Origin of the sequence: Acinetobacter ursingii DSM 16037 = CIP 107286 (assembly GCF_000368825.1) — a bacterium.
GTDB classification, from domain to species: Bacteria; Pseudomonadota; Gammaproteobacteria; order Pseudomonadales; family Moraxellaceae; genus Acinetobacter; species Acinetobacter ursingii.
Genome location: NZ_KB849716.1, coordinates 351,960 through 372,606, shown reverse-complemented (window position 1 = coordinate 372,606; position 20,647 = coordinate 351,960). Strand labels below are relative to the sequence as shown.

Sequence of the window (20,647 nt, the reverse complement as noted above, 5' to 3'; positions counted from 1 at the left end):
AGAACTCCCATGAATATGCCTGTCAAAGTTGAATATTTTAAAAATCCAAAAAATAGAGAATTAACCCAAGCTGAGTTAGATCAATTTGCTCAAGAGTTGGATCAAATCAAGCAAGAAGTCTTGGATGATATTGGTAAAAAAGATGCTGCCTACATTCGCCGTGTATATAGTGCAATTCGTTATACCAGCGTTTTAGGACGTGCCTGTTTATTTGCAGGCTGGTTCCCGCCAGCATGGGTTTTGGGAACTGGTCTATTGGGTGTTTCCAAGATTCTGGAAAATATGGAAATGGGTCACAATGTGATGCATGGACAATACGACTGGATGAATGATCCCAAATTCAATGGACAGACCTATGAATGGGATACCGTAGGAACAGCAGATAACTGGCGTCAAACCCATAATTTTAAACATCATACCTATACCAATATTAAAGGGATGGATGATGACATTGGTTATGGACTGTTGCGTTTATTTCCAGAACAACGCTGGAAACCAGGGTTCTTGTTGCAACCTATTTATAGCATTCCTTTTTGTTTGTTATTCCAATGGGGCGTTGCCATTCAAAATCTGGAAATTGGTAAAGTGATCTATAAACGTAGAACATGGAAACAGTTTATGGCAGATTGGAAACCTGCACAGAAAAAAATGGGTAAGCTCCTGTTTAAAGATTATGTATTTTTTCCATTGATTGCAGGACCTGCGGCTTTGCCTGTATTTACGGGAAATCTGGTGGCCAATGGGATTCGTAATATCTGGACGTTCAGTATTATTTTCTGTGGTCACTTTACCAAAGATGTCGAAGTTTTTCCTAAAACAGTATTGCAAAATGAAAGCCGTGGACATTGGTATATGCGTCAAATTCGTGGTTCTTCAAACCTGACAGGTTCGGAAGTTTTTCATATTTTAACGGGACATTTGAGTCACCAAATTGAACACCATTTATTTCCAGATGTACCTGCACGTCGTTATCGTCAAATGGCACCCAAAGTTGAAGTGGTGTGTAAAAAATATGGCATTCATTACAACAACGCGAGTTTGGTAAAACAGTATGGGCAAGTGCTTGGACGTATTGTGAAATATGCGTTTCCGTTTAAGAAATAGTTTTTGCGTCATTGTGATAAAAAAGAGAGCTTTAAGCTCTCTTTTTTTATATTTACATTCAGGCATTATTTAAACTGAATCGTACCATTTGCACTGACTGTAATTTTCGATTCACCTGCTGCCACATCTTGTGCAGGAGCAGCTTCAGCCGTTGCAAATTTTGCCATACTGGCGCGCATCATAATGGGCTGTGGGAAATAATTATTGGTATTTAAATTGAGATTGACCAGATTATAACTACCTTTGTTCCAAGCTTGTGTAATCACTAGCGCACGTTGCTGGAAGTTTTTGGATGCTTCCACCATGAGCTCATTTTCAACTTTTTTACGTTGTTCATCCGAGACTGTAAAATTGATCGATTGGGTCTGGAAGTTTTGCTGTAATTCACTGATCAACTGACTTGCAGCTTTAAAGTCTTTACTTTCCAGACGGATTTCAGCACGTCCACGCCATTCCTTAAATTTGCTGCTGTCATTATCATAAACTGGATAAGTGCTTTGCGCGCCCGTTTCAACTTTAACCTGCGGATATTTACGCGAGACTGCCATCGCTTCATTCATCAGTTGATTAATTTGTGTAGCTAACGCAGCAGGTTGTTTATTACTTTTTTCAATATAAAGTGTGGCATGCATTTCATCATTGGACACTTGACGGGATGCTTCTGCCTGAACGTTCACGACATTATAGTTAAGCGACTCATTTTCTGCTGCAAATACAGCAGGACTCATGCTCGCAGAAAGTAATACACTGCCCAATAATAAATGACGCATAACATCTCCTTAGAATATAAAATAAAAAATTGTTTTTATCTCAATCTATCTTAATGATCAGTGATGTAGAACTTAAACATCTTTTGTGGAGAGTTTGTAATAATTTAGATGTAATTAGAATCTATATATTGACAGATAAATTATTAAAAATCATATGCTTAATTATTCTTGGCGATAAAATAAATGTTAAATTTATCAAAAGCAAAATAGTAGATAAAAAAAGCGTATTTTCTTTCGCTTGTCACATAGTATGATTATAAATTGTTCAAGGAGTTAGGCATTTATTTTTTTTGATCTATCTGCATGAAATTATAGACCAAAAGGTCTTTATTTTTATACAAAAAAGGGTATCATCGCCCTCCTAGTGATAAGAAAGCAAATGTTGCCTAACTAGAATCCTACAAGCACCGAGTCAAAGGACCGCAAGTCACCAGACTTATTTCTTTCAACCCATATCAGAGATGGTAATTCGATATGAGCGTTAATTCCGTAAATCCTGCCACCCATTCAACTAACGAATACTACTTGACTCGCCAAAGTCAGATGGAATCGAATGTTCGTAGTTATCCGCGTAAATTACCGTTAGCGATTGCCAAAGCGCAAGGCTGCTGGGTTACAGACGTCGAAGGTACTCAATACCTTGACTGTTTAGCGGGGGCGGGGACACTGGCTTTAGGCCACAATCATCCTGCGGTGATTCAAAGTATTCAAGACACTTTAGCAAGTGGTTTGCCTTTACATACTTTAGATTTAACAACTCCTTTGAAAGATGCATTTACTGAAGCATTACTCTCTTACTTGCCTGGCGGTCAGGAAGAATATTGCTTACAGTTCTGTGGTCCATCTGGTGCAGATGCGACCGAGGCAGCGATTAAACTTGCCAAAACTTATACTGGGCGTAGCTCAGTCATTAGTTTCTCTGGCGGTTATCATGGTATGACGCATGGTTCTCTTGCAATGACTGGGAATCTCAGTGCTAAAAATGCCGTGAATAATTTAATGCCGGGCGTACAGTTTATGCCATATCCGCATGAGTACCGTTGTCCATTAGGACTTGGCGGTGAAGCTGGTGTTGATGCATTAACTTATTATTTTGAAAATTTAATTGAAGATGTTGAAAGCGGTGTCACCAAGCCTGCTGCCGTGATTCTTGAAGCAATTCAAGGTGAAGGCGGTGTCGTGACTGCGCCAGTGAAATGGTTGCAAAAAATCCGTGAAGTGACTGAAAAGCACAATATCGTTTTAATTCTGGACGAAGTTCAGGCTGGTTTTGCACGTTCAGGCAAAATGTTTGCTTTTGAACATGCAGGTATTGAGCCTGATGTAGTCGTCATGTCAAAAGCTGTGGGTGGTGGTTTACCGCTTGCTGTATTAGGTATTAAACGTAAGTTTGATGCATGGCAACCTGCGGGTCATACCGGTACTTTCCGTGGTAACCAATTGGCAATGGGTACAGGTTTAGTGGTGTTAAATACCATTAAAGAACAAAATCTAGCCAAAAATGCACAAGAGCGTGGTGATTACCTGCAAGCTGAATTGAAAAAATTGGCTCAGGAATTTCCATGTATTGGTAACGTGCGTGGTCGCGGTCTGATGATTGGTGTCGAAATCGTAGATGAACGTAAACCAGTAGATCGTATTGGCTCACGTCCAGCTGATGCACAATTGGCTGCTGCCATTCAAACCGCTTGTTTCAACAATAAACTATTGCTTGAAAAAGGCGGTCGTAACGGTACCGTGATTCGTTTACTTTGCCCACTGATCATCTCTCAGGATGAATGTGTTGAAGTGCTTGCGCGTTTCAAAAAAGCAATGGGTGAAGCACTTAAAGCAGTTCGAGGCTAATCGCATGGTTGATTTTGCAGAACATCGTAAAGCGTTACTCTGCAATGATGCTGGTTCCATTGCTGACTATCAGTCAGCAATGGATGAAGCGGTGAAAGCCGTTGCTGCATGGTTGCAAAATGACAAAATGTACACGGGTGGTAGTATCAAGGAATTGCGCTCGGCGATTTCTTTTAATCCTTCAAAAGAAGGGATGGGCTTACACCAGTCTTTAAGTCGTATGGTTGAGTTATTTCTTAACAAAAGCTTAAAGGTACATCATCCATATTCTCTCGCACATTTGCATTGTCCAACGATGGTGACCAGTCAGATCGCTGAAGTGCTCATCAATGCGACTAACCAGTCGATGGATTCTTGGGATCAAAGCCCTGCGGGTTCTTTGATGGAAGTGCAATTGATTGACTGGTTACGTCAAAAGGTTGGTTATGGGTCTGGTCAAGCCGGTGTGTTTACCTCAGGTGGTACGCAGTCAAATTTGATGGGTGTCCTACTGGCGCGCGACTGGTGTATTTCCAAGAATTGGAAAAATGAAAACGGTCAACCGTGGTCAGTCCAACGTGATGGTATTCCTGCGGAAGCCATGAAAAACGTTAAAGTCATTTGTTCTGAAAATGCACATTTCTCTGTGCAAAAGAACATGGCGATGATGGGCATGGGCTTTCAGTCGGTAGTGACCGTTCCTGTGAATGACAATGCCCAAATGGATGTGGATGCGCTTGAAAAAACCATGGCGCATTTACAAGCGGAAGGCAAAATCGTGGCATGTGTGGTGGCTACTGCGGGTACAACCGATGCAGGTGCGATTGATCCACTCAAGAAAATCCGTGAAATCACCCATAAATATGGTGCATGGATGCATATTGATGCCGCTTGGGGTGGTGCATTGATTTTATCGAATGCACATCGTGACATGTTGGATGGTATTGAACTCTCCGATTCGATCACTTTAGACTTCCATAAGCATTATTTCCAAAGCATTAGCTGTGGTGCATTCTTATTGAAAGATGAAGCCAATTATCGCTTTATGCATTATGAAGCAGAATATTTAAACTCTGCTTACGATGAAGAACATGGTGTACCAAATCTGGTCTCTAAATCATTGCAAACCACTCGCCGTTTTGATGCCTTAAAGCTCTGGATGACCGTGGAAGCATTGGGTGAAGAACTGTATGGTTCCATGATTGATCATGGTGTGACGCTAACTCGTGAAGTCGCTGATTATATTAAAGCAACAGATGGGCTTGAGCTTCTGGTAGAACCACAATTTGCTTCAGTATTGTTCCGTGTTGTGCCTCAAGATTATCCTGTTGAATTTATCGATAGTCTGAATCAAAATGTTGCAGATGAATTGTTTGCGCGTGGCGATGCCAATATTGGTGTGACTAAAGTTGGGCAAGTTCAGTCTTTAAAAATGACGACACTTAGCCCAGTGGCAACACTGGATAATGTGAAAAGCTTATTGGCACTGGTGCTTGCTGAAAGTGATCGTATTAAAGATGACATCGTTGCAGGAACTTATACACCCGCAATTGATTAAGTCTTATGATTATGAAAAGGTCACTTCGGTGGCCTTTTTTATGACAGAATAATGAAATATTACATTTTAATGGATAAATAAAAATACAAAGCTTATATTGAAAATTGAAGTTACATATTGAAATTAAAAGAATTTTATAAAAATCAAAGTTTAGGGTTGAATTATCACAAAAGCGTCATCAAGTTGTCACCTAATTGTCATATTTTAAAATCAAAATGCATGTATCGAAAGTACACACACTCACTTACCCAGTGATGTACCCACTTAAGCTAAATAAAGAGAGAAGAGCATGCGCTTAAATCCACGTCAACTTGCCATTGCACTTGCAGTTTCTGGGGCCGCTATCGCGACAACTGCGAATGCAGCCCGTGATACGATTCAGATCGCTGGTTCATCCACTGTTTTACCTTATGCAAGTATTGTTGCAGAAGAGTTTGGTAATACTTTCCCACAGTTTAAAACTCCAGTAGTCGGTTCTGGTGGTACATCTGGTGGTCTAAAACAGTTCTGTCAAGGTGTTGGCGATAACACGATTGATATTGCAAACGCTTCACGTAAAGTTAAAGATACAGAATTAGCTGCATGTAAAAAAGCAGGCGTAAACCAAGTACAAGAAATCAAAATTGGTTATGACGGTATTGTATTTGCATCAAACTCAAACAAAGCAGCTTATAAATTAAAACCAGCCTTTGTTTTTGCTGCGCTTGCTGAGAAATTGCCATCAAATGGCCAGCTTGTACCAAACCCATATACACGCTGGAACCAGATTGATAAATCACTTCCAAACGAGCCAATTACACTGGTTATTCCAGCTTCTAACCACGGTACTCGTGAAGTATTCCAAGAAAAAATGGTAGAAGCGGGCTGTGAAGCTTACGATTACTTCAAAAAAATGGACAAAGAAGAACAGAAAAAAGCTTGTTCAGCATTTCGTAAGGATGGTCGTGTGATTGAAATCGCAGGCGACTATACTGAAACTCTGGCACGTTTAAAAACATCTCCTAGCGCAGTTGGTGTATTTGGTTTAGGCTTCTATGACCAAAACCGTGACAAGCTTCGTGTTGCAACTGTAAACAACGTAGCACCTTCTGAAAAAACGATTTTGAATGGTAGTTACCCTGTATCTCGTCCTTTATTCTTCTATGTGAAAGGCGAGCATGTGAAATCAATTAAAGGCTTACCGCAATATGTAGAATTCTTCCTGAACAAAAAGACTTCAGGTAAAGGTTCTAAACTTGAAAAAGCGGGCTTGATTTCAATGTCTGATTCAGAACGTGCAAAAGTACTGGCAGACTTTAAAGCAGGTAAATCTGTTAAATAATAGATTGAAAATGAGAGCTGATGTGGGTGTGATACCTTCATCAGCTTTTTGTCTAGCAAGATGTTTAACTGGGTTTTTTCAAAGAATGAAAATTGAGAAAACGGTGGAGATTACATGAATCTGCTATTGATTGGCGTGCTATTGGCACTCATTGCCATAGCTTATCAAATTGGGTTGAGCAAAAGTCGCAGCCTAGCAGGTAAGGGAAATAACTCTGCATTATTACATTCACGACCGGGCTATTATGGCGCATTGGTCGCGTTATGGTGTGGTATCCCTGCTTTTTTAATTTTGATTGTTTGGAATTTGGTCGAACCCAATATTTTAAAGCATGTCGTTTTGGATCAAGTTCCGGCCGCAACTTTGGCAGGAATGGACCAAGCCAGCATTGAAGTATTGATGAATCGTGTTAAAGCGATTGCTTCTGGTTTTGGTGTTACCGATCAACCCGCTGCTTACGAACTTGCTGCCGCAGCGCAACTCGCTAAAGTACAGACCATTGGGTCATATGCCAAACTTGCGGTAGTGCTTTGTGCTGCGATTGTTGGTTTATTGATTGCAAAAAAACGTGTTGCAGAAAATTTTAGAGCACGTAATAAAGTTGAAAAAATTATTAATATCACGCTTGCACTCTGCTCGGGTGTAGCGATTCTGACGACACTTGGCATTGTGATGTCAATGTTTAGTGAAGCCTTAAGATTTTTCTCTTTCGTGAGCCCACTCGACTTCTTCTTTGGTACTGAGTGGAATCCAGGTTTTAGTACATCAGGTAGTGCAGAAGGTAGTTACGGTCTATTACCACTACTTTGGGGTACCCTCATGGTGAGTGGTATTGCCTTACTGGTTTCAGTGCCGATTGGTTTGATGATCGCAATTTATCTGGCTGAATATGCTTCTCCTACGTTGCGTTCATGGGCAAAACCAGCCATTGAAATTTTGGCGGGTATTCCGACCATTGTGTATGGTGTATTTGCCCTGATGATCATTGGCCCATTCTTTAAAATGGCAGGTGAATTGGTTGGCATTAATATCAATGCCACCAGTGCGCTCACCGCGGGTTTTGTGATGGGCATTATGATTATCCCATTCGTATCTTCACTTTCGGATGACATCATTACTCAGGTTCCACGTGCACTACGTGATGGTTCACTTGGACTTGGCGCGACTAAATCTGAAACGATTCGTCAGGTGGTGATTCCAGCAGCATTGCCCGGCATTATTGGTGCATTCTTATTGGCTGCTTCCCGCGCCATTGGTGAAACCATGATCGTGGTACTGGCAGCAGGGAATAGTCCTTTACTTCATGTCAATCCATTAGAAGCAGTGTCTACTGTGACAGTCACGATTGTCAACCAATTAACAGGTGATACAGATTTCGCAAGTCCTCAGGCGCTGGTTGCATTTGCTCTAGGTTTGACGCTGTTTGTAATCACTTTAGGTCTTAACATTGTTGCACTTTATATTGTGCGTAAATATCGCGAGCAATACGAATGAGTACATCAAATACTTCTACACCTTTGGATCAAAATAGTTTTGATCCACAAGTTGCCGCGGAATTACGCGAAAAACGTAAGAATACGATTCAAAAGTCTTTGGCAAAACGCCATCGCAAAGAAACGACATTTCGATTATTTGGTTTTTCTGCGGTTGTGATTGGTCTGTTATTTGTTGCCCTGTTATTTGGTAGTATCTTGGCAAAAGGTTTACCTGCTTTTTGGCAAACCAGTATGACGGTTCCTGTTTATTTCGATCCGACCCTCATTGATGCAGGCCCTAAACCTGTTCAAGCGTCAGGTGAAACACCAGCCCATTTTCAGGAACGCTATATTGAGTGGCAAACCAAAATGGGTATGGTCGATTGGGATGCATTAATCGTAAATGGTTTGATTGCCAAAGATCCATCTTTAGCTTCAAAACGTGATGATTTAAGTAGTTTGTATACTAGCTCTGAATCTTATCGCTTACGTGATATGGTCTTTAAGGATCCATCATTGATTGGTAAGCGTGAAGATATCAAGTTCCTTGCAGATGCCAATGTCGATGTCTGGTTAACAGGTAAGATCGATCGTAGTTTGCCAGATGATCAACAACAATTGAGTCCAGAAGTGCGTCAATTGGCCGATCAATTAGAAAAAAATGGCGTACTTACACATTCATTTAATACCAATATTTTCACCAATCCAGACTCTCGTAGTTCGCCTGCAACCAGTGGTTTAGCCGGTGCATTTATGGGCTCCCTGTTTATGATGTTGATTGTGATCTTTATTTCGATCCCAATTGGTGTTGCCAGTGCGGTATATCTGGAAGAGTTTGCGAAACAAAACGTGATGACCGATGTCATTGAAGTCAATATTAATAATCTGGCTGCGGTTCCGTCGATTGTATTTGGTTTGCTTGGCGCTGCGATCTTTATTAACTGGATGCATTTACCTTTATCTGCCCCATTGGTTGGTGGTCTGGTCCTCAGCTTGATGACGCTTCCAACCGTTATTATTACGACGCGTGCTGCCCTGAAAGCTGTTCCACCATCGATTCGTCAAGCTGCGCTTGGTTTAGGAGCTTCACGGGTGCAAGTGGTATTCCATCATGTGTTGCCATTGGCATTGCCGGGTATTTTAACTGGTGCGATCATTGGTGTAGCTCAGGCTTTAGGTGAAACTGCGCCGTTACTTTTAATTGGTATGAGTGCTTTCGTCGCAAGTATTCCTACCAGTCCACTGGATCAATCAACAGCCCTACCTGTTCAAATTTTCTTATGGCAGGGTAATGAATTACGTAACTTCTTTGAAGGACGTACCGCAGCAGCCATTATTGTACTCTTGGCAATGATGATTGGTTTAAACAGCCTCGCAATTTGGTTACGTAAAAAATTCGAAGTGCGTTGGTAATAGAGGGTGAGATGATGAATACTATTGATACAACAAATGCCTTAGAAAAGGATAAAACAGTGAATTCTGATCAAAAGCAATTTACCAGTGCTGAAACGGAACCAAAACGTCAGACTTCATTTGTTTCACAGTTTGATACTCAGACGAGTCCCAAAAAAGAAACGAAGCAAAACGTTAAGCTCAGTGCTAATGATGTGCATGTCTATTATGGTGATAGCGAAGCGATTAAAGGCATTGATATCAGTATTTATGAAAATGAAGTGATTGCTTTTATTGGGCCTTCTGGTTGTGGTAAATCAACATTCTTACGTACCCTGAACCGTATGAATGATACGATTGATAGCTGTCGTGTGACGGGTAAGGTATTATTGGATAATCACGACATTTATGATCCAAACTTGGACGTAGTGTTACTACGTGCTCAAGTTGGTATGGTATTCCAAAAACCAAACCCATTCCCAAAATCAATTTTTGACAACGTTGCTTATGGCCCTAAGTTACATGGCTTGGCACGTGATAAATACGATCTCGAAGAGATTGTTGAAAATAGTTTGCGTAAAGCAGGTTTGTGGGATGAAGTCAAAGATCGTTTGAATCAGCCAGGAACAGGCTTATCGGGTGGTCAACAGCAACGTTTGTGTATTGCACGTACTATTGCGGTTAGTCCAGAAGTGATCCTGATGGATGAACCTTGTTCGGCACTTGATCCAATCGCAACGGCTAAAGTAGAAGAATTAATTTCTGAACTTTCTAATCAGTACACCATTGCGATTGTAACGCACTCGATGCAACAAGCAGCACGTGTTTCTGACCGTACCGCATACTTTCATTTGGGTGACTTGATTGAAGTCAACTCTACTGAAAAAGTCTTTACTCAACCTGATCATCAGTTGACTGAAGCGTATATTACGGGTCGTTTTGGTTGATTCTGTTCTGTTAAGGAAAGCACCTTTGGGTGCTTTTTTTATCGAAAAAATGGCTGTATATCATCTTGTTTTCAAAAGTCATATTGAAATTTTCTAGTTTAGCCCTCATCTTTTGTTCATAAACAGGAACTGTAGAGAATAAACAGCTTATGCTATTTCATTTACCTAAATTACCCGCTGAACTCCATGTCAGCCATTTAAACGCGCGAGTGAATGAACAGCGTAAAAAAATAGCTCAAACCACTGCGTCAAAATTCGAGCTATTACAATTAACTCAACAACTGGCGAAAGAATCCAGATCGCGTAAGAAAAATAACCAAAAAGTCTTTGTACTCGATTTTAAAGGTGATATTCAGGCATCTGCTGTTGAACAACTACGTGAAGAAATTACACTGGTATTAGCAACTGCCAAAGCAGGAAAAGATCGTGTAGTGGTTCGTTTAGAAAGTCCAGGCGGCATGGTACACGGTTATGGCTTGGCAGCAGCACAATTGGTTCGTCTGCGTGATGCAGGGTTTCATGTCACCATTGTGGTCGATAAAGTGGCCGCGAGTGGTGGTTATATGATGGCCTGTATTGCGAGTGAAATTATTTCAGCGCCATTTGCCATTTTAGGTTCGATTGGTGTTGTGGCACAGGTTCCAAATTTTAATCGTTTGCTGAAACAGCATAATGTCGATTTTGAACTGTACACAGCGGGTGAATACAAACGTACCGTGACCATGTTTGGTGAAAATACGCCTGAAGGTAAAGCCAAATTTGAAGAAGAGTTGCAACAAACGCATGCACTATTTAAGCATTTTGTGGAGAAATATCGTCCACAACTGAATGTTGAGAAAGTTGCAACAGGTGAACATTGGTACGGACAAGATGCTTTAGATTTAAATCTGGTGGATAAATTACAAACATCTGATGAATACATTTTGGGCTTATTGCCACAACATGATGTCTATGTCATTAGCACACGTAAGCGTCCAACCTTAGGTGAAAAGCTTGGACTGCAAGCCGCGCAATTGGCGGATCATTTGATTCCAACTGTAATGAATAAATTTGTGGAAAGTTTGAGTAAAGCGAATAGTAATTTGGTTCAAATGCGTGATCCTAAACTTTAATTTTTTTGCTGCATCTTTAAAAGCACTCGATTAAGAGTGCTTTTTACTGAACAGATATTGTCCCAAACCATAGATTATGGTTCCAATCGTTGCCATGAGCATATCTTTATGCGCATCCCACATATCACCTTGTTGTCCATTATATTTTTCAGCCGCTTCAGGTGACATGCCGATCGCGATGGCCCACTCTATGAGTTCATAGGCCATACTGGACGCCATGACAAATTGTAAGACGAGCAAAAATAAGGTACGGGGTTGGGCTGTTGGAAACCAAACTTGAAAACAACGATAAAAAAATGGATAGAGCAAAAAGCCATAGCTAAAATGTACCAAACGATCATACATGTTGCGCTGCCATCCAAAAAAATGATCTAAATCAAAATGGAAAATCGCTTTAATCCAGTCGTTATAAGGTACATAAGAATATAAATAATGAGCTGCCAGAATATGAATAAATAGAAAACCCAGATAGAAACTAAAACTTAGAAAATCTAAGCCAATTTTTTTAAAGCTAATCACCAATAAAATAAGCATCAAGACAGTCCCCACTTGATGCAATAAATATGATTCAACTTCTAGGGGATGAATGCTGGCAATCGCAATTTCAATAAAAATAAGCAGAAAGCCAAGCCAGTGTCTTAGGGTAAATTTTTTCTCAATCATATCGAATCATTCTTTTTTGTTTGTAATAGGCGATAAAAAACGGAACCATTTTACAATGATTCCGCTCTATTTTAACTGATATCGATTAAAGCTTATTGATTAAATCGTTGATTTGTTGAGCTTGTTCTGCTGCATTTCCCGTATAGGTTGCAGGAGTCAGTTCAGCAAGGCGAGCACGTTCATCAGCCGGAACTTGAGCAAGTTCCTCACCATTGACAAAGTTCACCATCATGTCACGGGTCATTGCTTGACCACGCGTGAGCGCTTTTAATTTTTCGTATGGTTTTTCAACATTGTAGCGACGCATCACCGTTTGAATCGGTTCAGCCAGAACTTCTTGAGCTTGGTTTAAATCTTCATTTAAGCGATTTGCATTTAACTCAAGTTTACCAATCCCTTTTAAGCAAGCATCAAAGGCAATCAAGCTTTGAGCAAAACCAACACCCATGTTACGAAGAACAGTAGAGTCGGTTAAATCACGCTGCCAACGCGAAACAGGGAGTTTCTCACCTAAATGACCGAGTACTGCATTGGCAATACCTAAGTTACCTTCAGAGTTTTCAAAATCAATTGGATTGACTTTATGTGGCATGGTTGAAGAACCCACTTCACCATCTTTTAATTTTTGCTTGAAATAGCCAAGAGAAATATAGCCCCAAACATCGCGGTTAAAATCGATCAAAATCGTATTATAACGACGTAGTGCATCAAATAATTCCGCCATATAGTCATGCGGCTCAATTTGCGTAGTGTATGGGTTAAATGCTAAACCTAGAGACTCAACAAATGCTTGTGCATGTGCCGCCCAGTCAATCTCTGGATAAGCTGACAAGTGCGCATTGTAATTGCCTACAGCGCCATTGATCTTGCCAAGTAATTCAACATTTTCGAACTGTTTGATTTGGCGAGCCAAACGATAGGCAACGTTCGCCATCTCTTTACCCAACGTAGTTGGACTTGCAGTTTGACCATGTGTGCGAGATAACATGGGTTGGTCAGCATGCGTCGTCGCCAAAGCTGCAATCGCATTCAAAATTTGTTTCATACTAGCGACTAAAACTTCACGACCATTTTTAAGCATTAAAGCATGAGACAAGTTGTTGATGTCTTCAGATGTACAGGCAAAGTGAATAAATTCACCTGCATCTTTTAATTCATCAATATTCGCAATTTTTTCTTTTAAAAAGTATTCAACTGCTTTTACATCGTGATTGGTAGTGCGTTCAATCTCTTTAATACGATTGGCATCATCTTCAGAGAAATTGCTTACAATGGCATCTAAAGCGGCATTGGTTTCACTTGAAAATGCTGCAACTTCAATGATTTCTGGATGGTTTGCAAGCGCTTGTAACCAACGCACTTCAACAGTCACACGAGCATGAATTAAACCAAACTCAGAAAGATAGGGACGTAAAGCATCACATTTGCTTGCATAACGTCCGTCAAGTGGCGAGAGTGCGGTGAGCGCGTTCATACAGGTTCCTTAAAGTTAGTCTCTCTTGCGGAACTTTAGTCGTTCCTCAGGGAGAGATTTAGAGAGGGTATAAAGATATAAAATAAAATTCGTTGCAACATCAAAGTTCGACCATTTGATACTGTAAACGAGCGAGTGTTTGAATGTCTTGAAGCAATTTACGTTTGCTAAAAATCATATTCCATGAGCTACCACCTAACTGCCGCCAAAGATGCGCCATTTGCAATCCAGTAAATAGACAGGCTCGGATACGGTTGGTGTGATTGCTATCTTTGAACGCTTCAGCGTTGCCGCGAACCATAATGCGCGGATTAATCTGACCTGCTGTCTCGACATAGGTTTGCGCAAGGTTGGCAATAATACTCGGATGTAAATAGTTATTATCGAAAAATGACAGTTGTTTTAAAATTTTTTGCTGTGATTTTTCAATAATTTCAACATATTCTGGGTTTTTGTAGACTTTCTTTTCAAGTTGCAACAATGACATGGCATAAGTCATAGGCAGCTTGGCATTTGAGAGTTTAGGTAAACGCGATTTCGGTGAGCTTGAAAAAGGTTGAGTAATACTACTTTCCAGTGTTTTTAAACCCAGTGAAATATCGGCAAGTTGATGAAAGAAATCCAGTGTTTGCGTACTTGAATTCATAGCAGGGCGTATATTGAGACAGGCCTTAATCAGTTGTTCAAAGTAGAAGTTTCCACTTTCACCAATACTTTGTTGACCTGTCATCGCTGTCATGTGGGTCAACTGCGCGGCCTGAAAGACACCCGCAAGCGCCAAGGCACGGTTTTGACGTACATTCAGTGCTTGAGGCTGTTGAAAAGGGGTGTCAACCATGCCTAAGATTCCTTCATATATACTTTAAATAAAATCGGGTTTGGGTGCATTGGTGTTCAAGATTACACCGCCACCTAAACAGATCTCATCGGCGTAAAATACAACGCTTTGTCCTGGCGTGACCGCTCGCTGCGGTTGATCAAACTCAACACGAATACCATTTTCAGTATTTTCATCACGATAAATGGTACACGCCTGATCAGGTTGACGATAACGGGTTTTGGCTGTACATCGAAAACCCGAAGTCGGGATCTCTTGCTCACCTGCCACCCAGTCAATCGACTCACTCCAAAGCTGTGTGCTTTGCATAAGCGGATGTTCATGACCCTGACCAATCACCAGTCGATTATTGGCGATATCTTTATGTAGTACAAACCATGCGCCTTCAGGTGCATTCTTCAAACCACCTAAACCAATACCACCACGTTGACCCAGCGTATAGTACATTAAGCCGTGATGTTCACCAACCTCTTGACCATTATCCAAAACAATTTTTCCGGGTTGAGCAGGTAAATATTGTTTAAGAAAATCATTAAAGCGACGTTCACCAATAAAACAAATACCAGTCGAGTCTTTTTTCTTGGCTGTTGCTAAATCAAGTTGTTCCGCGATTTTACGCACTTCTGGTTTTTCAATTTCGCCCACAGGAAATAAGGTCTTATTAATTTCTCGACCATGAACCGCATGCAGAAAATAGGTCTGATCTTTATTATTGTCGACGCCACGTAATAAAGGTGCATAACTTTCACCACGTGAGTTTTGCAGACTTTCACCACGACGTGCGTAATGACCTGTGGCAATAAAGTCTGCACCTAAGGTCATCGCATGATCTAAAAATGCTCGGAATTTAATTTCTTTATTACAGAGGATATCTGGATTTGGGGTACGTCCCGCAGCGTATTCAGCAAGAAAATGCTCAAACACACGATCCCAATATTCCATGGCAAAGTTAGCCGTATGGAGCTTAATACCAATTTTATCGGCAACCGCTTGGGCATCTGCCAAATCTTCTAGTGCTGTACAGTATTTCGTTCCATCATCTTCTTCCCAGTTTTTCATGAAAAGACCTTCAACCTGATATCCTTGTTGAAGTAAAAGTGCAGCAGAAACCGATGAATCGACTCCACCAGACATCCCGACGATGACGCGTTGTGACATAGGATTAAGCATCCAGATTTGAAGTGAAAGAAGGAGAGTGGTGCTCATAAATGAGCGATAAAGGAAAGCGTTGACCGCTTAAAGCATCTTGAATGGCTTTGGTGACCAACGGACTACGTGCGCGAGCTGTTTCCTGCAATTCATCCAGATTCATCCAGACAGCGCGGACAATACCTGTATCTAATGTCGCATTTAGGTCAACATTGACACTTTGCGCTAAAAAGCAAAAACGGTAATAGGTCCGATCTGGAAACATCGGTGGTGTATAAGTATATATGCCAAGCAAGGCATCAATTTCAACCGTATGGCCTGTTTCTTCAAGAGTTTCACGAATCGCAGCTTGGATCAGGGTTTCACCAGATTCAACATGACCCGCAGGTTGGTTGAATACGGTATGGGTCACGCCTTCGCTATGTTCTTCAACAAATAGAAAGCGACCATCTTTTTCAACAACTGTGGCAACGGTAACGTGCGGTGTCCAAGTGGTCATAAAAAGCACCCTGATTTAAAAGCAGTATGATACAAAATTTGGGGCGTGGTGGCTAGGCTGCATCTACTATTGGCGACAATACTTACGGACATTGAGAATGAAAAGAAAGTACAGTGCAAAAAACACACACAGAAGGTATTGTAAACTCATGATGATTGCACTGATATAAGGGTGTGAAAATTGCCTTAAATAAGTGAAGTATGCGCCTTTTTTTGAAAAGTCTGGCATACGATCATCAAGTAAAAACCAGCTTAAGCACATAAAAAACAGTATAAATAAGAAAAAGATAATTCCTAAAATGCCAAAAAAAACGCGGTACTTAGGATTAAATTTGGAATAGTACAATCTCAGATTTTTTCGTTGTATAGCGTTGAGTGTAATGACTAAATAATTAAAAAAACAAAGAATTAGTGTAATCAATGTACATATTGCGAAAAAGTCATTCAGAAATTTGTGCTGGTTTGAAAGCTTCGTCACCATAGTGGTGTGGAGTAATCCAGAAAAATTAAAATCGAAACTCACAAAGATCAGCGCAATCATCAATGGAATGAGATAGAAATAATAATAAGGCACGACATTATCGAGATAAATTAAAAAAATAGGGGTATCTCGGCGTGTTCTCATTGACTATAATTCCTTCAAATAATTATTTTTCACCTTCACATAATTCTGTGCTGAATAAGGTAAAAAGGCTTTTTCTTTATCGGTTAAAGGCCGTACTTTCTGAACAGGACTTCCGACATATAAGTATCCACTTTCTAGAACTTTACGCGGTGGAACCAAACTACCTGCACCAATCATCACATCATCTTCAACAATGACATCGTCTAAAATAACGGTATTAATACCAATCAAAACACGATTGCCAATTGTACAACCATGTAAAGTCACATGATGACCAACGGTGACATCTTCACCAATAATTAAAGGAGAGCCTTCAGGTTTGCCAGTTTGCTTATGTGTCACATGTAGCATGGAGTGATCTTGCACATTGCTGTTTTTACCAATGCGAATATGATTAACATCACCACGAATCACCGCGAAAGGCCAGACAGAAACATTTTCAGCCAATTGAACATCTCCAACCACCACAGACATTTCATCGATATAACAACTCTCATCAATTTGTGGATATTGATCTAAATAAGGTCGAATGTTTTGGGTCATGGTGAGCTTCAAAGTCAAAGATTAGGGAATTATAAAATAAAAAAGCATTCAGACTAAGTGCCTGAATGCTCAAATGACTGACTTTAGACTTCTTTCACCATTGTTTAAACTCTCTTTATTTTTCTCCCAGAGGCAGAAATAAAAGGGCCTGATGAATGAAGTCTTTTAAACATGATTAAAATAAGTTACTAAAAAACATTTTGATATGATCGATCATACGCGCGAAGAAACCTGCTTCTTCTACAGGCTTTAAAGCCACAAGTGGTTTTTCAGCAATGACTTTACCATCAAGACTTGCCACCAATTTACCTACCACTTGACCTTTCGCCAAAGGCGCATTCAGTTTAGGCTGAATCACCAGTTGAGTTTTGATGTTATCCGCTTGACCTTTCGGCATAGTAACATTGAAGTTTTCAGCTAGACCAATTTGAACTTCATCTTCCTTACCAAACCAGACTTTAGCTTTTGCTAAAACTTGATTTGCAGGTTGAACATTGACGGTTTCAAAGTTAGAAAAACCCCAAGCCAATAATGTACGTGTTTGAGAAGCACGTTCATTCATGCTTGGTGTGCCAAAGATCACAGAGATTAAACGCATAGGACCGCGCTTACTTGATGTGGTCATACAAAAACCAGCTTCGTTGGTATGACCTGTTTTTAAACCATCAACGCTTGGATCTGTATAAAGTAACGCATTACGGTTACCTTGTTTGATTCCATTAAAGGTAAATTCTTTTTCAGAATAAATCGGGTAATATTTTGAACTGTCTTTGATAATATGTTGTGCAAGAAGCGCCATATCCTTTGCAGAAGAATAATGACCGTCAGCAGGCATCCCTGTTGAGTTAATAAAGTGAGTATTGGACATGCCAATACGCTTAGCTTCCTGATTCATCATGTGGGCAAACGTTCCTTCGTTACCTGCAATATGTTCAGCCATTGCAACAGAAGCATCGTTACCCGATTGCACAATAATACCGCGTAACATTTCCAGAACGGTCGCTGTACCATTTAAAGGAACGTACATACACGATTCTGCACTGCTGCCACGACACCATGCGGATTCGTTCATGCGAACGCTTTCATTTTCAGTCAATTCACCCTTTAAAAGTTTTTGCTCAATGATATAACTGGTCATCATTTTGGTCATTGAGGCAGGGGCAAGATGTTCGTTTTCATTCTTCGATGCGAGAATTTGCCCCGTCTCATAATCCATTAAGACATAAGATTTATTATTTAATTCTGGGGGTGAGGATAAAACAGTTGCTGCATAGGTAAATGATGGTAAGAGTATAAGTGCAGCAAAGGTGCTTTTTTGAATCATTCTAGGCGTTCCGATAACTTGTGTGAAGCAGACGAGCCTAGCATTTTAGGATAAAGCCAAGCCGACTTCTACGTTAAAAGTCGGCTTATTTCATACATATTGTAAATAATCAGTTATTTCGAATAATAATTACGGACATCATCGCAAATTTGACGATTGTCATCATCAGATGCTTTTTTGGCATCTGCACGAGCTTCTTTCAAAGCAGGTTGAAATTCTTTGCTTTTAGCACGTTTCTTTAAAACCTCAACAGCGTTTGGTTCATTGTTCAAATAAGCTTTGACCAAGTTTTCATAAGCTTTATTAAACTTTAAATCCTTACCAATCAGGCTTGGACATACCTCAGACAAGACATAAATTGCCGCAAGTTCTTGAGGGGTAACGTTATCAGAAGTTGGAGTAACTTCAATTTGTTCAGATTCAGCTTTTTTGTCTTTGGCAAAGGCAGTGCTGGTGAAAACGCTAGAAGCGAGGAGAAATGATAATCCAGCTATTTTAAACACATTTTTTTTCATAAAAACTCAAACTCAAATAAGACTTAAAGAATTTGAATCACTTATAGCATGAAAAGCAGTTTTAATTTGTATCTTTGCTGTAGAACTTATGCAGAACTAGGTTCTAAGTAATTGAATTATTTAGAACCAAAATTTGACCAGATCGACAACTTATTCTTGATAACTTAAAACATCTTCACATACTGTTTTTTGTTCATCAGTCGAAGTTTCTTTGAGTGTTTGATGTGCGTCAGCCAATAGAGATTTATATTCAGCATCATTTTGTAATGCTGCAAACGTCATATTTTGACCCGAATAGGCTTTTAGATTAGTTTGAATCAATTTTTGAATATTTTGCTCAAATGTCGCATTTTTCCCAATCAGAGTAGGGCAAACTTCACTTAAAACTTGTGTTCCTGCAATATCTTCTTTGACTAAAGCATTACGTTCTGCCTGAGACAATGCTTCATTTGCAAATGCCATTTGACTAAATGTGATTGCCGTTAAAGTAAATAAACAAAAGCGTGATATAAATGACGTTCTCATGGTTTCACAAAATTATTAATGAATTTAGTCGCTAAATATATATAATTCAATGAATATTTCAATTGAATAACCTCATCAGTCATTTATCGAGATCGTGTTTTGTGAATATTCTTATAGCCAACGATGATGGTGTCTTTGCACCCGGCATTCAGGCGCTTGCGCAAGCTTTAAAACCCTTAGGTCGTGTTGTTGTGGTCGCTCCAGAAAGTGAGCGAAGTGGATTTTCTAGTGCGTTGACCTTAGATCGTCCTTTACGCCCCATTCCAATTGCGCAGGATGTCTGGGCAGTCAATGGTACACCGGCGGATTGTGTCTATCTTTCCATGAATGGTTTGTTCGATTTTGAATTTGATCTGGTTGTGAGTGGCATTAATAGCGGGGCAAATCTCGGTGATGATGTGCTTTATTCAGGTACAGTCGGTGCTGCATTTGAAGGACGTTTAATGAAACAGCCTGCAATTGCTGTGTCTCTGGCGGGTAGCAATGTGCGGTCTTATGAACATGCAGATGATTATGCAGTTGCCGCTCAATGGGTACATGATTTTATCGCGCGAGGCTTACCACAGTTACCGCCTCGTCATATTTTGAATATTAATATTCCAGATGTGCCGAAACTTATGGGTGAAAAGATCACATATCAGGGGCTTCGTGCACAGTCTAAGCCAATTACGAGCCATGTTGATCCGCGTGGTCGGCAAGTGTACTGGATTGGACTCGCTGGTGAAGCGGTGACAGATCCTAAAAGAACGCCTAGCCATGCCCAGTCCGATTTTTTTGCAGTTGCCAATGGTTATGTCAGCATTACGCCTATTCAGATGGATGCTACTAACTATGCAATACTTGAAGATTTGCAAAAATCATTATCTTGATCTATTTGAAAATAAACCCATCGTTAAACAGTGCAGAATGTTATAACTTTGTGAAAATTAGGACGATGAACGTGCGTCTTCGTCCTTTTTTGGTACTCTTAGCGCAAATGTCTGTTGTTTT

Annotated in this window: 19 protein-coding genes; 9 read left to right on the top strand and 10 right to left on the bottom strand. The window is 40.2% G+C overall.

Annotated features, from left to right (window positions below; all coding sequences use genetic code 11):
• Positions 1-9 precede the first annotated feature (9 nt).
• Positions 10-1,104, top strand: coding sequence for a fatty acid desaturase family protein (locus F944_RS06440; protein WP_004988389.1), 1,095 nt, complete (start codon positions 10-12; stop codon positions 1,102-1,104).
• A gap of 65 nt (positions 1,105-1,169) precedes the next feature.
• Here F944_RS06440 and F944_RS06435 read toward each other — a convergent pair whose 3' ends face one another.
• Positions 1,170-1,874 carry an SIMPL domain-containing protein gene (locus tag F944_RS06435; protein ID WP_004988385.1) on the bottom strand — a complete coding sequence of 235 codons (705 nt, stop codon included), beginning with the start codon at positions 1,872-1,874 and terminating at the stop codon, positions 1,170-1,172.
• A 474-nt stretch (positions 1,875-2,348) separates the two neighbouring features.
• On the opposite strand from F944_RS06435, the gene F944_RS06430 reads away from it, so the two are divergent.
• From F944_RS06430 to sohB, 7 genes are all read left to right on the top strand, one after another.
• Positions 2,349-3,719 (top strand): diaminobutyrate--2-oxoglutarate transaminase, encoded by a 1,371-nt coding sequence (locus F944_RS06430; protein ID WP_004988376.1) that lies wholly within the window; start codon positions 2,349-2,351, stop codon positions 3,717-3,719.
• Between the two features lie 4 nt (positions 3,720-3,723).
• A complete protein-coding gene (locus F944_RS06425) occupies positions 3,724-5,256 on the top strand; it encodes a pyridoxal phosphate-dependent decarboxylase family protein (RefSeq protein ID WP_004988374.1) in 1,533 nt (510 codons plus the stop codon).
• Between the two features lie 289 nt (positions 5,257-5,545).
• Entirely contained in the window at positions 5,546-6,577 is a 1,032-nt protein-coding gene (locus F944_RS06420) for a substrate-binding domain-containing protein (RefSeq protein ID WP_004988371.1), read from the top strand.
• Positions 6,578-6,691: 114 nt separating this feature from the next.
• Complete coding sequence (pstC, locus tag F944_RS06415; protein WP_004988369.1) at positions 6,692-8,071, top strand: phosphate ABC transporter permease subunit PstC; 1,380 nt, start codon at positions 6,692-6,694, stop codon at positions 8,069-8,071.
• Positions 8,068-9,465 (top strand): phosphate ABC transporter permease PstA, encoded by a 1,398-nt coding sequence (gene pstA / locus F944_RS06410; protein WP_004988368.1) that lies wholly within the window; start codon positions 8,068-8,070, stop codon positions 9,463-9,465. The genes pstC and pstA overlap by 4 nt, the downstream gene beginning before the upstream one ends.
• Before the next feature lie 11 nt (positions 9,466-9,476).
• Entirely contained in the window at positions 9,477-10,391 is a 915-nt protein-coding gene (gene pstB, locus F944_RS06405) for a phosphate ABC transporter ATP-binding protein PstB (protein ID WP_370684998.1), read from the top strand.
• Between the two features lie 149 nt (positions 10,392-10,540).
• On the top strand, positions 10,541-11,503 hold the full coding sequence (sohB, locus tag F944_RS06400; protein WP_004988362.1) for a protease SohB: 963 nt from the start codon (positions 10,541-10,543) through the stop codon (positions 11,501-11,503).
• 30 nt (positions 11,504-11,533) lie between these two features.
• On the opposite strand, the gene F944_RS06395 is transcribed toward sohB, so the two are convergent.
• From F944_RS06395 to F944_RS06350, 9 genes are all read right to left on the bottom strand, one after another.
• Complete coding sequence (locus tag F944_RS06395; RefSeq protein WP_004988360.1) at positions 11,534-12,166, bottom strand: DUF2238 domain-containing protein; 633 nt, start codon at positions 12,164-12,166, stop codon at positions 11,534-11,536.
• Positions 12,167-12,251: 85 nt separating this feature from the next.
• Positions 12,252-13,640 (bottom strand): adenylosuccinate lyase, encoded by a 1,389-nt coding sequence (gene purB / locus F944_RS06390; protein ID WP_004988359.1) that lies wholly within the window; start codon positions 13,638-13,640, stop codon positions 12,252-12,254.
• A 100-nt stretch (positions 13,641-13,740) separates the two neighbouring features.
• Positions 13,741-14,478 carry a high frequency lysogenization protein HflD gene (gene hflD, locus F944_RS06385; RefSeq protein ID WP_004988352.1) on the bottom strand — a complete coding sequence of 246 codons (738 nt, stop codon included), beginning with the start codon at positions 14,476-14,478 and terminating at the stop codon, positions 13,741-13,743.
• Between the two features lie 24 nt (positions 14,479-14,502).
• The gene (gene mnmA, locus F944_RS06380) at positions 14,503-15,636 is read right to left on the bottom strand and encodes a tRNA 2-thiouridine(34) synthase MnmA (protein ID WP_004988349.1); all 1,134 of its coding nucleotides are present in this window, start codon (positions 15,634-15,636) and stop codon (positions 14,503-14,505) included.
• A gap of 4 nt (positions 15,637-15,640) precedes the next feature.
• Positions 15,641-16,126: an NUDIX hydrolase gene (locus F944_RS06375; RefSeq protein ID WP_004988347.1), complete on the bottom strand. Its 486-nt coding sequence runs from the start codon at positions 16,124-16,126 to the stop codon at positions 15,641-15,643.
• Positions 16,127-16,753: 627 nt separating this feature from the next.
• Positions 16,754-17,293: a gamma carbonic anhydrase family protein gene (locus tag F944_RS06365; protein WP_004988343.1), complete on the bottom strand. Its 540-nt coding sequence runs from the start codon at positions 17,291-17,293 to the stop codon at positions 16,754-16,756.
• Positions 17,294-17,468: 175 nt separating this feature from the next.
• Positions 17,469-18,617, bottom strand: coding sequence for a D-alanyl-D-alanine carboxypeptidase PBP5/6 (dacC, locus tag F944_RS06360; RefSeq protein ID WP_004988341.1), 1,149 nt, complete (start codon positions 18,615-18,617; stop codon positions 17,469-17,471).
• Between the two features lie 113 nt (positions 18,618-18,730).
• A complete protein-coding gene (locus F944_RS06355) occupies positions 18,731-19,132 on the bottom strand; it encodes an MCR_0457 family protein (protein WP_004988340.1) in 402 nt (133 codons plus the stop codon).
• Between the two features lie 150 nt (positions 19,133-19,282).
• Positions 19,283-19,657, bottom strand: coding sequence for an MCR_0457 family protein (locus tag F944_RS06350; RefSeq protein WP_004988337.1), 375 nt, complete (start codon positions 19,655-19,657; stop codon positions 19,283-19,285).
• 101 nt (positions 19,658-19,758) lie between these two features.
• Between F944_RS06350 and surE the strand changes: the two genes are divergently transcribed.
• Positions 19,759-20,526 carry a 5'/3'-nucleotidase SurE gene (gene surE, locus F944_RS06345; protein WP_004988335.1) on the top strand — a complete coding sequence of 256 codons (768 nt, stop codon included), beginning with the start codon at positions 19,759-19,761 and terminating at the stop codon, positions 20,524-20,526.
• The last annotated feature ends 121 nt before the right edge of the window (positions 20,527-20,647 follow it).